Here is a 14,533-nt window from a genome sequence, read left to right on the forward strand (position 1 = left end):
TTTTTTTAAACTTTTATATAAATTTTACTGTAACAAATAAAAAATAGGAGGTATAAAAGATGGTTGGAATAATTCTTGCTAGTCACGGAGAATTTGCTAAAGGCATCTTGCAATCTGGTGCAATGATTTTCGGAGAACAAGAAAACGTACAAGCTGTTACGTTGATGCCTAGTGAAGGCCCTGATGATCTTAAAGCAAAAATGAAAGACGCAATCGCATCCTTTGATAACCAAGATCAAGTTTTAATACTAGTTGATCTTTGGGGCGGTACACCATTCAACCAAGCGAATAGTCTATTTGAAGAACACAAAGACAAATGGGCGATCGTAGCTGGTATGAATCTACCAATGGTTATTGAAGCTTATGCTTCACGTTCTTCAATGGAATCCGCACAGGAAATTGCGGCTTATATCTTAAAACCAGCTAAAGAAGGAGTTAAAGTTAAGCCTGAAGAATTAGAACCAGAAGAGGTTGGTAAATCTTCGCAAGTGAACGCAGGGATTTCTAATGCAGGTGCACCTGGTTCATTCGAATATGTTTTAGCTCGTATTGATTCTCGTTTACTTCATGGGCAAATAGCGACTGCTTGGTCAAAAGATGTGCTACCTACACGAATTATTGTCGTGTCAGATTCAGTAGCCAAAGATGAGCTTCGTAGCAAATTGATAACACAAGCTGCTCCTCCGGGTGTTAAAGCTCATGTTGTTCCAATTAAACAAATGATTAAGCTTGCAAAAAATGATAAATCTTTTGGCGGACAACGTGCATTGCTTCTTTTTGAAAATCCACAAGATGTACTTCGCGCAGTAGAAGGTGGAGTACCACTTAAGACAATTAATATTGGCTCTATGGCTCACGCTATAGGTAAAGTTCAACCAAACAAAGTGCTTGCTTTCAATCAAAACGATATTGATACCTTCAATAAGCTTAAAAAAGCTGGACTTACTTTTGATGTTCGTAAAGTTCCAAATGATTCAAAAGGAAATATGGACGAAATACTTAAAAAAGCACAAGCGGAATTAAATAAATTAAAATAATCTAACTACTTAAATGAAAAAGGGGGATTAATAATCATGGATATAAATATAATCCAAATGATATTAGTCGTTATCGTGGCATTTCTGGCTGGTATGGAAGGTATCTTGGATCAATTTCAATTCCACCAACCAGTAATTGCTTGTACGTTAATCGGCTTAGTTACAGGTAACTTATTACCATGCCTAATATTAGGTGGTACTCTTCAAATGATTGCTTTAGGTTGGGCAAACATAGGTGCTGCTGTAGCACCCGATGCAGCGCTTGCATCTGTTGCATCTGCAATTATTCTAGTTCTTGGTGGCCAAGGCACAGCAGGAGTTGGTTCAGCTATTGCTATTGCTGTTCCTCTAGCAGTTGCAGGTCTATTATTAACAATTATTTGTCGTACCATTGCTACAGCGTTTGTACATTTCATGGATGCTGCTGCTGAACAAGGAGATTTCAGAAAAGTTGAAATGTGGCATATCATTGCTATTTGTATGCAGGGTATACGTATTGCAATTCCAGCAGCTTTGATTTTAGCAGTTGGCGCTGGTCCAATTCGTTCAATACTTGAAGCTATGCCTACTTGGTTAACAGGTGGACTCGCAATCGGTGGTGGAATGGTCGTAGCTGTTGGTTATGCAATGGTAATCAACATGATGGCTACAAAAGAAGTATGGCCATTCTTTGCAATTGGTTTTGTATTAGCAACTATTTCACAAATTACGCTTATCGGACTAGGTACAATCGGTGTATGTGTGGCTCTTATTTACTTAAAGCTTACTAAACAAGGTGGCTCAGGTAATGGTGGAAACTCAAATACTGGTGATCCATTAGGCGATATTATAGACACTTACTAAGAAGGGAGAGGACACGAAAATGGCAAATAAATTAAAATTAACAAAAAAAGATCGTATTTCTGTTTGGTGGCGTTCAACTTTCCTTCAAGGTTCTTGGAACTACGAAAGAATGCAAAACGGTGGCTGGGCATACGCATTGATTCCCGCAATTAAAAAATTATATAAGACTAAAGAAGATCGTGCAGCTGCACTCAAACGTCACTTGGAGTTCTTTAACACTCACCCGTATGTAGCTTCACCAGTAATTGGTGTAACATTAGCCTTAGAAGAAGATCGTGCAAATGGTCTGCCAATAGATGACATAACTATTCAAGGTGTTAAAGTTGGTATGATGGGACCTTTAGCGGGTGTAGGTGATCCAGTTTTCTGGTTTACTGTTAGGCCAATTTTAGGGGCATTAGCTGGTTCTCTTGCTATGGCTGGTAACATCCTTGGACCAATTATATTTTTCTTAGCTTGGAATTTCATCCGTATGTCATTTACGTGGTATACACAAGAGTTTGGTTACAAAGCAGGTTCTAAAATTACCGATGATGTATCAGGTAATTTACTACAAGATGTTACAAAAGGAGCATCCATCCTTGGTATGTTCATTTTGGGATCTTTAGTTAACAGATGGGTAACCGTTGTATTTACACCTGTAGTATCAACCGTTAAGTTAGCTAAGGGTGCCTTCATTGTTTGGGACAAACTTCCTGCTGGAGCAGAAGGTATTAAACAAGCACTTTTGCAACAAGGAAGTGGTTTGTCATTAACTTCTGATAAAGTTACGACATTACAAAATAACTTGGATTCTTTGATTCCTGGAATTGCAGGATTAGGATTGACATTACTTTGTATGTGGTTGCTTAAGAAGAAAGTATCTCCAATTACAATTATTTTTGGGTTGTTCGCAGTGGGTATTGTTTTCCACTTAATCGGCTTAATGTAATATTTTTACTCAACCTGGGCTTTTGGCCTGGGTTTTTTTATTACTTTCTATGTTAATATTGCAGCGACCCAGGAGATGATTTAATTTTATGTATAGTAAAGCTGTTTTGACGGTTGTGCCTTGTTGCACTTGATTAGTTCATCTTAAGAATGTATATTATATACTAGAGTCAAGTAGTACAATGATTTATTAATTTAGCAGAGGCAGTGCAGTTTATGCCTTGAGGGTATTGTAAATATTTTAGAGGTAATAAAAAATGTTACTAAGTTTTAAAAGATAGCTGTTAATTAATAGAAACAAATAAAAACAAATTTATGTATAAATAGAAAAGAGGTAGATCGTATGGTTCAATCACTCAATACAAAGGTGGATCTAGTAATTGATGCAACAGCTTTAACAGGATTTACAGATTATGGTAAAATTATGATTGGTGACAAAGGTTTTGAGTTTTATAATTCTCGTGATTCTCGAAAATTTGTTCAAATTCCTTGGGAAGAGGTTGACAAGGTCATTGCGTCCGTAATGCTAAAAGGAAAGTGGATTCCGCGATATGCCATCAAAACGAAGCAAAATGTTACCTATATTTTTTCTTCTAAAGATCCCAAAAAAGTGCTTCGTGCTATTCGAAAATATATTGATCCAAGTCATATGGTTAATTCGTTAAGTTTTTTCGATGTTATAAAGCGAGCTATGAAATCGAGATTTAAGAAGAGTTGATCAACTAAAGTCTCCTCATTCTATAAGCAACTGGTTTGTTTTTGAGGTGATTTTGATAAAATAACATACCATTTAACATGTTAATTAATACTATAATTAGCATGTTATTTTTTATTAATTATTGAATAACTATTTCTATATAATATTAAAAATGAATAATCATATATTAATATCAATATATATCAAAGCAATAAATTGTATTTAAAAAATATAGAAATATGTTATAATTTATGTTGTATTTTGAAAAAGAAATAGATTTTTCGGAGGGAATATTAATGGAACCTAGAATAAAAATAATTCTTATTATGAGTATTATTGCTTTTTTAATGATGTCCAGAAAATTATATACAGTAAGCCAACATGGAAAACTTATTATAAACATAAGCAAAAATAGACGTTGGGCCATTCTTAGTGCCATTCTTTGGGCTGTGATGATTATCCCATGGGGTATATTAGGGTATCTTCACTATATGGAAAACACTTATGATAATATTTTATTGGATATATTTTGGATTGAAATCTCAATTTTTAATATAATAAGGGGTTCACATAGTTCAGAAATAAGAGAAAATGGGATATATGGCTCTGGAAAATTTTACAAATGGTCTAAAGTTAAAAGTTATAGTTGGATATTACCAACTGTTATTCAATTTGAAGTCAATACATTTTTCAAAATTGATTACAGTTTTGAATTTACCATAAAAGAAGAATTAAAATCAAAAGTAAATGAAACAGTACAAAAATATTGCAAAATAAAAATAAGCAGAAGATAGTGTTAAACCTTCTGCTTATTTAGAGTCACGCAGGAAAAGCTTCATAGGTACTGCCATCATTCACATTTGAATAATTTTCTGGCAAACTTTACAGTTTGAGTAGCATCTTTTGCATAATAATCTGCACCAATCATTTTTGCATACTCTTCATTTAAAACTGCGCCTCCAACAAGAACAGTACAATCCAAATTATTGTCTCTAATTGCCTTTATCGTTTCACCCATGCTTCTGACAGTGGTGGTCATAAGTGCACTTAAACCAACTAATTTAATATTACCACTACGTACTGCTTCAACAACTACATCCTCGTGTACATCTTTTCCAAGATCTATTACATCAAATCCATAATTTTCGAGTAGAATTTTAACTATATTTTTACCTATATCATGAATGTCACCCCGAACTGTTGCAAGAACGATTGTGCCTTTACTAATTTTTTTATCAGTACTTGCCATCATTCTTTCTTTAATTATCTCGAAAGATTTTTTTACTGTTTCTGCAGACTGTAATAATTGGGGAAGAAATATTTCTCCACTTTCATATTTTTGACCTACAATATCAAGAGAGGGGATTAAGTAGGTATTTACAACTTCCATTTCGGTCATAGTTTTTAAAAGCTCTTTTGTTATTTTTGAAGCTTCTTCCTTCATACCATCAATAATAATGCTCTTTAAATCTTTATTTGTAGTAATTTCTTTATTTGTCTGTTTTCCCTCAAAAGTTGAGTAAACATCTATATATTTTTTTGACGCAATATCATTATTCCATAAAACATTAAAGGCATTAATTGTGGATATCATATCCTCAGATAGAGGATTAAGTATTGGAGCATCAAGTCCAGAAGTTAATGCAGCGGCAAGGAATGTTCTATTTAATATTCTTCTATTAGGCAAACCAAAGGATACATTACTTACCCCAAGAGTAGTTTTAACTCCTAGTGTGCTTTTAACAAGCTGCAGTGCCCGAATAGTTTCTTTAACCTCACTTTGCTGAGCGGAGGCAGTTAAAACAAGACAATCTATTATAATATCTGATTTATCTATTCCGTATTCTGCTGCCCTTTTAACAATTTTTTGAGCTACTTTAAGTCTACCTTCAGCTGTTGAGGGAATGCCAGCCTCATCAATGGTGAGGCCTATTACACAAGCACCATATTTTTTAACTATTGGAAATACTGATTCCATTGTTTCATCTTTACCATTAACAGAATTTATTAGAGGTTTGCCATTATAAATTCGAACTGCTGCTTCAATTACATCAGGCCTAACACTATCAATTTGAAGGGGAAGATTAACAACACTTTGTAGTTCTTTAATGACTTCAACCATAACTGCAAGTTCGTCAATTTCAGGAAGTCCCACATTAACATCTAGTATATCTGCTCCGGCATCTCTTTGATTTATGCCTTCTTTAAGTATATAGTCTAGATTGTTATTTTTTAATGCCTCTTTAAGCTTTTTTTTGCCGGTAGGATTTATTCTCTCACCAATAACTCTTATATCTTCTCCAAGTACTACTGTTAAAGAAGGTGAACTAACTGCTGTAAATTTTTTAATATCACGGTTTACAGGCTTTAATTTTTTTAACATTTCATATATGTCTTTTATGTGCTCACATGTAGTTCCACAGCAACCACCGAATATTGTAACACCCATCTCTGCCATGATTTTTGCGTACTGTGCAAATTCATGTGCATTAACATCATAAAATGCTTCTCCATCTTTAAGTTTAGGAAGACCAGCATTAGGTTGAACTATAACTGGAATGCTTGAGTACTTAAGTATTTCTGTAATTATTGGAAGCATTTCATTTGGTCCTAAAGAACAATTTACCCCAAGAGCATCTACTCCAAGGCTTTGAATTACATTAACCATAGTTAGTGGGTCTGTGCCTGTTAAAGTTCGTCCATTATCCTGATAAGACATTGTACATATAACTGGCAGACTACTATTTTCCTTTGCTGCAAGAATAGCGGCCTTTGCCTCATAAACATCTGACATTGTTTCAATAAGTATTATATCTGCGCCTTCTCTTGTACCAATTATTATTTGCTCTGCAAAAGTGTCATATGCATCATTAAAAGATAAAGTTCCAAGTGGCTCCATTAATTGACCTATGGGTCCAATATCAAGTGCAACAAGTTTAGTTTTTGCAGCACCTCTTGCTATCCTTACAGCACTTCCAACAATATCTTCCACACTATACAATGTAGTTTTTAATTTATATCTATTTGCGCCAAATGTGTTAGTGGTTATGACATCACTGCCTACACCTAAGTATTCTAAATGTATTTTTTCTATGATTTCTGGGTGTAAGATGTTATAACTCTCAGGTAATTCACCCCTTTTAATTCCATATTTTTGGAGCATTGTTCCCATAGCACCATCAAATAATAAAAAATCATTAAAATTTATTTTTTTATTCACAACAACCACCGTCCTTTCTGAATTCACAACCTATATTTTTACAATCAGCACATCCACTATGCTTTTTTACATTTTTAGTCTTACTAAGTCCTATAAGTGCGGTTACAGATTTCCTAGGAAGCATTATACTATTTTCAGTAATAGATAGCCCTATCTTTTTATATGCATCTAATACATTTAGTATCTCGGCTCCATTATCAATTGCGAAGTCTCCATAACCGGGGCTATATCTAGTTGTAATATAGAGATTCTCTTTTAATGCATTTCCCATAATTTCATCTTGAAGTTCATCACATACATTCTCTATAGCGGTGCTTGCACAGGCATCCATAATTACGCCCTTTGTGATATCAAATCTTGAGTAGTAAGCTAGTTTGCTGTCAACAGCAGCTCCCAGAGTTGCCGCCATAACGATGCATTTATCGCAGCTTATTAGAAGATCTTTTATATCTTTATCTTTTAAAACTAAAGTGCTTCCTAATAGAAAAAGTTTATCATTTTTTCTTTCAATATCAAAAATTTCATATACTGAACTAGATTTGCTTATATCAATTATTTCTTGAACGCATTTATCAATTAAATCTGTCATACTTTTATCTATTTTTTGGTTTTTATATCCCAAATATCTTAAAACTTCGTTTTTATCGATTTCCATAGTAGCCTCCACTTAGTTTTATACTAGAATAAGGTATAAATACAATAATTGCAAATATAATATTTATTAATTACATTTAATAGGCCTATGTTTGCATTGACATTTATATCTATATGAGTTACAATAAAAAACAATAATTTAATAAATTTCTTATTTAGAGAGGTGGAGGGACTGGCCCTATGAAACCCGACAACCGACATTTATTTTTGATGTAACGGTGTCAATTCCTGCAGAACATAGTTCTGAATAATAAGAAATCAGTTTTTTACCTATAGTAATATAAAAAACTGCTTTCTTACTTGAAGGCAGTTTTTTTAATAGAAATAAAAATAAAAAAAATTATTAGAAAATTTGAATAATTAAAAAGATTTATACAATAATTAATCAAAGGAGTGTTAATATGAAATATATCGTAGTACTCTGTGATGGAATGGCAGATTACCAAATTAAGGAGTTAGACAACAAAACACCTCTTCAATATGCGAGTACCCCTGCTATGGATTATATGGCAAAGCATGGTTTGCAGGGTTTGGTTAAAACTGTTCCTAAGGGGATGCCCGCAGGAAGCGATACAGCAAATATGACTGTTTTTGGATATGATACAGCTGTGTATTATAGTGGCCGTTCACCTTTCGAGGCAGCAAGTATGGGAGTGGAAATGTTAGATACAGATGTTACCTTTAGATGTAATTTGGTAACAGTGTCAGAAGACGAGCCATACGAGGAAAAGATTATGATTGATCATAGCTCAGATGAAATTACAACGGAGGAGTCAACGGAGTTATTAAAAGCAGTAAGTGAGCATTTAAGCACTGAGGCTATAAAGTTTTATCCAGGGATTAGTTATAGGCACCTAATGATATGGGACAAGGGTCCTTACGAATGGACACTTACACCACCTCATGATATTCTAGGCCAAAAGGTAAAAGGTTATATGCCCAAAGGCATAGGTAGCGATATAATAGAAGCAATGACAAAGAAAAGCAGTAAATTTTTATCAAACCATGAAATAAATAAAAAGAGAATAGCAAGAGGTCTTAAACCAGCTAATTCAATATGGATTTGGGGAGAAGGAAAGAAACCACTCCTATCTAGCTTTTATAAAAAATATAATCTAAAAGGTTCAGTGATTTCTGCAGTTGATTTAGTAAAAGGAATTGGAATGTGTGCAGGAATGGATATTATTGAGGTAGAAGGTGCCACTGGAAATATTCATACTAATTTTAAAGGTAAAGCAAAAGCTGCTGTTGAGGAATTGAAAAAGGGAAATGATTTTGTTTATGTTCATATTGAGGCTCCGGATGAATGTGGTCATAGATGTGAAATAGAAAATAAATATAAAGCTATAGAGCTTATAGATAAACAGATAGTACAGGTTATTAAAGATGAGATGGAGAAGTTAGGCGAAGATTATAGAATGATAATACTTCCAGATCATCCAACCCCTTTATCTCTTAGGACACATACAAGTGATCCTGTACCATTTTTAATATACCAAAGTAATGATGAAAAAGAAGATGGAAATGACACTTATAATGAATTTACGGCGAAAGAAACAGGTTTGTATTTTCCAGAAGGATATAAGTTAATGGATTATTTTATAAAAGGCGAAAAATAAGAGCAACTAATATAAAAATTATAAATGTAATTACTAAAAGATAAAATAGGAGGAATAATATTATGGAGCAAATATATTATAAGAGTACTCGTGGGAATGAAAAATTAGTAAAATCAGCAGAAGCTATAGCAAGAGGACTTGGCGAAGATGGTGGACTTTTTGTACCAACATCAATTCCTAAACTTACTGCATCTCTTGAAGAATTAAAAGGAATGGATTATAAACAATTAGCATTTACTATAATGAGGGAATTTTTAACAGATTATGATGAAAAAGATTTATTAGAGTCAATTGATAAGGCATATGATGAAAAATTCGATACACCAGTTATTGCGCCACTAGCAAAACATGGAGAAAATTATTTTCTAGAATTATATCATGGACCAACTCTAGCATTTAAGGATATGGCTTTATCAATCTTACCTTATTTATTAAAAAATGCAGTAAAGAAATTAAACATAAATAAAGAAATGGTTATTCTTACTGCAACATCTGGTGATACAGGTAAAGCCGCACTTGAGGGCTTTGCAAATGTGGAGGGAACAAAGATAATAGTATTTTTCCCACAAGAGGGTGTTAGCGAGATTCAAAAAAGGCAGATGTTAACGCAAACGGGGGATAATACATTTGTTATAGGAATTGAAGGAAATTTTGACGATGCTCAAAATGGAGTTAAGCAGATGCTTACAGATGATAGTCTTCTTAAAAGATTAGAAGCTAATAATAAGATGTTCTCATCAGCAAATTCAATAAATATCGGAAGGTTAATACCTCAAGTTGTCTATTATTTTTATGCATATACTCAGCTTTGCAACAAGGGAGAGATAAATGTAGGGGAAGAGATAAATTTCTGCGTTCCTACTGGAAACTTTGGAAATATATTAGCAGGATATTATGCAAAAAAGATGGGTCTTCCAATTAAAAAGTTAATTTGTGCTTCAAATGAAAATAAAGTTTTATATGATTTTATAAATACAGGTACATATGATAGGGTACGTGATTTTGTAATTACAATGTCTCCTTCAATGGATATATTAATTTCAAGTAACCTTGAAAGACTTTTATATGCTATTAGTGGGGAAAATACAACGAAGATAAAAGACCTTATGGACAAGCTTAAAAAAGATGGTAAATATGAAATAGACGATAATATGAAAAAAGAGTTAAAGGACTTTTTCGGAGGATATGCAAGCGAAGAGGATACTGCGAATGCAATAACTGCAGTTTATAAAACTACTAATTATGTGATTGACACTCATACTGCAGTTTCTTATGCAGTTTATAAAAAGTATTTAGAAGAAACAAAAGATACAACAAAAACGGTTATTGTGTCTACTGCAAGTCCATATAAATTTACACCAGATGTTATGAAATCAATAGATGCAAAATACACAGGTTTAAATGATTTTAAATTAATAAAGGAACTTAATAAATTAACAAAAGAGGATATTCCAGTGGGTATTAAGGATTTAGAAACAAGACCTATACTTCACAAAATCGTCTGTGAAAAGAATGAAATGCAAATACAAATTGAAAAGATTCTTAATATTTAATGACTTTTTAGAACAAAATTTTTGATATTATAATAAATCAAAAGTTATTAAGTGTGCTTTATACAAGGGTTTAGGAAAGGAGAATTCAAATGGAAAAGGTCAAAATAGCGATTTTAGGTTTTGGTAATGTAGGTACAGGCGTATGGAAAATATTGAATGAGAATAAAAAAGAAATTATGAAACGTTCAAATTATGAAATAGAGGTTGCCAAAATACTTGTAAAAGACATAAATAAAAGCAGAAATATTGAAATAGCTCCTGGAATATTAACAGATAATATTGATGATATTATTAACGATGAGAGTATAAAGATAGTTGTTGAACTTATTGGTGGAAGTAGTGAGGCTAAGGATTATATGATACGTGCAATGAGAGCTAAAAAACATATTGTAACTGCTAATAAATTAGTAATTGCAAACTGGGGTAAGGAATTATTTAAAATAGCTGACGCAGAAAATGTATTATTTTATTATGAGGCAAGTGTAGCTGGTGGAATTCCAATAATACGTGAAATTAATGAGAGTCTTACAGCAAATAGGATTGAGCAAATAATCGGAATTATAAATGGGACAACTAATTATATATTAAGTAAAATGACTATAGATGGAAGTAGTTTTAATGAGGCATTAAAAGAGGCCCAAGAAAAGGGCTATGCTGAAGCTGACCCAACATCTGATGTTGATGGCTATGATGCCGTATATAAACTTGCGATAATGTCTTCATTAGCCTTTGGGACTGAAGTGAATCATGATTGTGTTTATAGAGAAGGAATAAGAAACATAAGTGCAGTTGACATAGAATACGCTAAAAAATTTGGCTATACTATAAAACTTTTAGCAATAGCAAAGGAGAAAGATAACAAGTTAGAGTTAAGAGTACATCCAACACTAGTTCCGTCGTCTCATCCTATGGCAAATGTAAATGATGCTTATAATGCAATTATGATAAAAGGGAATGCAGTTGGAGAGTTAATGCTGTACGGAAAAGGAGCAGGAGATCTTCCAACAGGAAGTGCAGTTGTGGGAGATATAATATCAATACTTAGAAATAATGTAAAACCAGCTGATACAATGGGAGAAGTTGGAGTAGTTGAGTTTAAAGAAGTGAAAAAAGCTCAGGAAAATGAATCTGAATTCTATATAAGACTTGATTTTAAGGATAAAGCAGGGGTTCTAGGAGATACAGCAAATATATTTGGAGAAAACAATGTTAGTATTGTATCAATTACTCAAGATGTAGAGCGTGGTGATCATTCCTCGCTTGCATTTATAACACATATAAGTGCAGAAAAGAACATCAGAAATTCACTTAATAAAATAATACAATTAGATAACGTAAACAATGTGGAAAGTATAATAAGAATAGAATCATTTAATTAGATTTTATTTTGAGTAAAATAAATCCTCCTACAAATGATATATACATCATTTGTAGGAGGATTTTGAAATGGGAGGTCTAATTAATTACTTACTGCCTCGCCTTTTGAAGTGATTTTTAGATCGTATATTTCAGGAGATCTATTTCCTTTAAAAGTTACACTGTTTTTAAGTTCATTATAGCTTACAGTATTTTCGACTATATATAAAGGTCTGTTTTTGCTTTCATCGGAAATTCTTCCAATATATTGACCCATTATAGCCATAAAGCAGAACATTAGTCCAAACATCATTAATGAAATTGAAAGAATTAAGCCTAAGTTTAATATAGCGCCTTTATTAATCATCGAGGTTATTATAGTAATAATTAATAAAACAGTACCTATTAGGCCAGTAAATGCTCCAAAGTAGCCAGCAAATACTAATGGTTTATAAGAAAAAGAAGTTATTCCGTCAAAAGCTAATGTAAACATTTTTTTGAGAGAATATTTTGTTTCGCCAGCAAATCTTTCTTTACGAACAAATTCTACAAATGTTTGTTTAAACCCGAGCCAACTAACTAGGCCTCTTATATATCTGTTCTTTTCTGGCAATGAGTTCAGAGCATCACATACTTTTCTGTCGATAAGTCTAAAATCACCAGTATCAACTGGTATATCTATACTTGTCATGCTTTTTAACAATCTATAGTAGACAGTAGATGTGAATTTTTTGAAAAAAGTTTCGCCAACTCTTTTGACTCTTTTACCATATACGACATCGTAACCTTCCTTCCATTTTGCAATCATGTCTATCATAGCTTCAGGAGGATCTTGAAGATCGGCATCTATTACAATAACAGCATCACCTATTGACTGATTCATTCCAGCAGTTATGGCAGCTTGATGTCCAAAATTTCTTGAAAAATTTATAAGCTTTATATTTTTATCTGCTCTACATATATTTTCTGTTTTATTTCTTGTCGCATCGTGGCTTCCATCATTTACAAATATAATTTCATATTTTTCGTTTGTACTATCCATAACAGATTTTAATCTTTTGTAACTCTCGTCTATAACTAGTTCTTCATTATATAAAGGCACTACTACTGAATAAATAATTCTATTACTCATTACTATCATTCCCTCCGAATTAATTTTTTTAATCAACTTTAAATGTTTCTCTATAATTAAAATTATAAGGGGAAATTGTAGCATCAGTATCAAATCAATATGTGAACTTTATGTGATATTCCTATATAAGCATTGTTTATTATTAAACAAAAAGGCTGCCTATAACAGGCAACCTTTTAAGGTAATGAAATTATTTTATAATTTGTTATTTTTGAAACTAAATTAAACTTTATTAAGCAGTTCTTAGAATAGATACTGTTCCAATAGACCCTACTAAACCTGCAAGTACTATACTAATAGGACCATTTGAATTGTTAACAAATCTCAAATTATCTCCTGCTGTTGCAGCATAAATTACATTAGAACCAGTTACTGTTGGATTTGTTACTGTAATTGATATACCAGCAATAAATGTTGAAGGTAATTTTTCTAGATCGATTTCTATAGCAGTGGTTAAAGGATTTGGAGTAACAGCCATCTTCCAGTCGATTGTATAAATGCCTGTTGTATTAACTGTAAATACACCTGTTGCTGAATTATAACTTAAATCTGGACCTACTATATTTACAGAATCATAAATAATAGTGCTTCCAACTGGAATAGATATTTTATTTGTTGTTATAACACCATTTAAATACGAATTAAAACTTGGACCAGTAGGGCCGGTAGCTCCAGTAGGGCCAGCAGGACCAGCAGGACCAGTAGGACCAGTAGCTCCAGCAGCGCCATTGGCACCAGCGGGACCAGTAGGACCAGTAGCTCCAGCAGCGCCATTAGCACCAGCGGGGCCAGTAGCTCCAGTAGGACCGGTAGCTCCAAAAGCACCATTAGCACCACCAGCGCCAGTCGGACCAGCGGGACCAGTAGCTCCATTTGCACCATTAGTACCAGCAGGACCAGTTGGACCAGTAGGACCAGCAGGTCCGGTAGCACCATTAGCACCATTAGCGCCAGCAGGGCCAGTAGGACCAGCAGGACCAGTAGCTCCATTGGCACCATTAGCACCAGCGGGGCCAGTAGGACCAGCGGGACCAGTAGCTCCATTGGTGCCATTAGCACCAGCAGGGCCAGTAGGACCAGTAGGACCAGCAGGTCCGGTAGCGCCATTAGTACCATTAGTTCCAGCAGGGCCAGTCGGGCCAGTAGGACCAGTTACACCATTTTGACCAGTAGGACCAGTTGGGCCAGTAGGACCAGTTGGGCCAGTAGGACCAGTTTCTCCAGCAGGTCCAGTTGATCCAGTTGGGCCAGTTCGTCCAGTAGGACCAGTAGGACCAGTAGGACCAGTAGGACCAGTAGGTCCTACTATACATTTTGGATGACAAGGATCATGTTTTTTACAAGGATCGTGTTTGTCTTCACAATCGTGATTTTGGGAAGTGAAATAGTCATAAGATTCATCTGATTTATTTTTACTCAATATTAGACACCTTCCTCATTGATAATACTTTATTTATTTAAAATATTTTATTTTCTTTTATTAAAATGCTTG

The 14,533-nt window shown here is 33.7% G+C and carries 12 protein-coding genes and 1 riboswitch; of the genes, 8 read left to right on the forward strand and 4 right to left on the reverse strand.

Annotation, left to right across the window (positions count from 1 at the left end; genetic code table 11):
• The first annotated feature begins 59 nt into the window (after positions 1-59).
• From KPL37_RS01670 to KPL37_RS01690, 5 genes are all read left to right on the forward strand, one after another.
• Positions 60-1,037 (forward strand): mannose/fructose/sorbose PTS transporter subunit IIA, encoded by a 978-nt coding sequence (locus tag KPL37_RS01670; RefSeq protein ID WP_216145523.1) that lies wholly within the window; start codon positions 60-62, stop codon positions 1,035-1,037.
• Positions 1,038-1,073: 36 nt separating this feature from the next.
• The gene (locus KPL37_RS01675; RefSeq protein ID WP_216145524.1) at positions 1,074-1,880 is read left to right on the forward strand and encodes a PTS mannose/fructose/sorbose transporter subunit IIC; all 807 of its coding nucleotides are present in this window, start codon (positions 1,074-1,076) and stop codon (positions 1,878-1,880) included.
• A gap of 19 nt (positions 1,881-1,899) precedes the next feature.
• A complete protein-coding gene (locus KPL37_RS01680) occupies positions 1,900-2,811 on the forward strand; it encodes a PTS system mannose/fructose/sorbose family transporter subunit IID (protein ID WP_216145525.1) in 912 nt (303 codons plus the stop codon).
• Positions 2,812-3,153: 342 nt separating this feature from the next.
• Entirely contained in the window at positions 3,154-3,528 is a 375-nt protein-coding gene (locus tag KPL37_RS01685; protein WP_216145526.1) for a DUF956 family protein, read from the forward strand.
• Positions 3,529-3,803: 275 nt separating this feature from the next.
• Entirely contained in the window at positions 3,804-4,301 is a 498-nt protein-coding gene (locus KPL37_RS01690) for a hypothetical protein (protein WP_216145527.1), read from the forward strand.
• A 56-nt stretch (positions 4,302-4,357) separates the two neighbouring features.
• Here KPL37_RS01690 and KPL37_RS01695 read toward each other — a convergent pair whose 3' ends face one another.
• Together KPL37_RS01695 and KPL37_RS01700 are read right to left on the reverse strand one after the other, a co-directional pair.
• Entirely contained in the window at positions 4,358-6,715 is a 2,358-nt protein-coding gene (locus tag KPL37_RS01695) for a homocysteine S-methyltransferase family protein (protein WP_425514017.1), read from the reverse strand.
• A gap of 4 nt (positions 6,716-6,719) precedes the next feature.
• The gene (locus tag KPL37_RS01700) at positions 6,720-7,382 is read right to left on the reverse strand and encodes a vitamin B12 dependent-methionine synthase activation domain-containing protein (RefSeq protein ID WP_216145528.1); all 663 of its coding nucleotides are present in this window, start codon (positions 7,380-7,382) and stop codon (positions 6,720-6,722) included.
• A 147-nt stretch (positions 7,383-7,529) separates the two neighbouring features.
• Positions 7,530-7,638: riboswitch (SAM riboswitch) on the forward strand.
• A gap of 144 nt (positions 7,639-7,782) precedes the next feature.
• On the opposite strand from KPL37_RS01700, the gene KPL37_RS01705 reads away from it, so the two are divergent.
• The 3 genes from KPL37_RS01705 to KPL37_RS01715 all read left to right on the forward strand — a co-directional run bounded on the left by KPL37_RS01705 (position 7,783) and on the right by KPL37_RS01715 (position 11,932).
• A complete protein-coding gene (locus tag KPL37_RS01705; RefSeq protein ID WP_216145529.1) occupies positions 7,783-9,000 on the forward strand; it encodes a cofactor-independent phosphoglycerate mutase in 1,218 nt (405 codons plus the stop codon).
• Between the two features lie 62 nt (positions 9,001-9,062).
• A complete protein-coding gene (thrC, locus tag KPL37_RS01710; RefSeq protein WP_216145530.1) occupies positions 9,063-10,553 on the forward strand; it encodes a threonine synthase in 1,491 nt (496 codons plus the stop codon).
• An 89-nt stretch (positions 10,554-10,642) separates the two neighbouring features.
• Positions 10,643-11,932: a homoserine dehydrogenase gene (locus KPL37_RS01715; protein ID WP_216145532.1), complete on the forward strand. Its 1,290-nt coding sequence runs from the start codon at positions 10,643-10,645 to the stop codon at positions 11,930-11,932.
• Between the two features lie 80 nt (positions 11,933-12,012).
• On the opposite strand, the gene KPL37_RS01720 is transcribed toward KPL37_RS01715, so the two are convergent.
• A complete protein-coding gene (locus KPL37_RS01720) occupies positions 12,013-13,041 on the reverse strand; it encodes a glycosyltransferase family 2 protein (protein WP_216145534.1) in 1,029 nt (342 codons plus the stop codon).
• 232 nt (positions 13,042-13,273) lie between these two features.
• On the reverse strand, positions 13,274-14,461 hold the full coding sequence (locus KPL37_RS01725) for a collagen-like domain-containing protein (RefSeq protein WP_216145535.1): 1,188 nt from the start codon (positions 14,459-14,461) through the stop codon (positions 13,274-13,276).
• Positions 14,462-14,533 lie beyond the last annotated feature (72 nt).

This window comes from Clostridium frigoris (assembly GCF_018861865.1).
Classification (GTDB): domain Bacteria; phylum Bacillota; class Clostridia; order Clostridiales; family Clostridiaceae; genus Clostridium_AD; species Clostridium_AD frigoris.

Coding starts and splice junctions, on each gene's coding strand:
- KPL37_RS01670 (WP_216145523.1), top strand. CDS start 60: ATGGTTGGAATAATTCTTGCTAGTCACGGAGAATTTGCTAAAGGCATC.
- KPL37_RS01675 (WP_216145524.1), top strand. CDS start 1,074: ATGGATATAAATATAATCCAAATGATATTAGTCGTTATCGTGGCATTT.
- KPL37_RS01680 (WP_216145525.1), top strand. CDS start 1,900: ATGGCAAATAAATTAAAATTAACAAAAAAAGATCGTATTTCTGTTTGG.
- KPL37_RS01685 (WP_216145526.1), top strand. CDS start 3,154: ATGGTTCAATCACTCAATACAAAGGTGGATCTAGTAATTGATGCAACA.
- KPL37_RS01690 (WP_216145527.1), top strand. CDS start 3,804: ATGGAACCTAGAATAAAAATAATTCTTATTATGAGTATTATTGCTTTT.
- KPL37_RS01700 (WP_216145528.1), bottom strand. CDS start 7,382: ATGGAAATCGATAAAAACGAAGTTTTAAGATATTTGGGATATAAAAAC.
- KPL37_RS01705 (WP_216145529.1), top strand. CDS start 7,783: ATGAAATATATCGTAGTACTCTGTGATGGAATGGCAGATTACCAAATT.
- thrC (WP_216145530.1), top strand. CDS start 9,063: ATGGAGCAAATATATTATAAGAGTACTCGTGGGAATGAAAAATTAGTA.
- KPL37_RS01715 (WP_216145532.1), top strand. CDS start 10,643: ATGGAAAAGGTCAAAATAGCGATTTTAGGTTTTGGTAATGTAGGTACA.
- KPL37_RS01720 (WP_216145534.1), bottom strand. CDS start 13,041: ATGAGTAATAGAATTATTTATTCAGTAGTAGTGCCTTTATATAATGAA.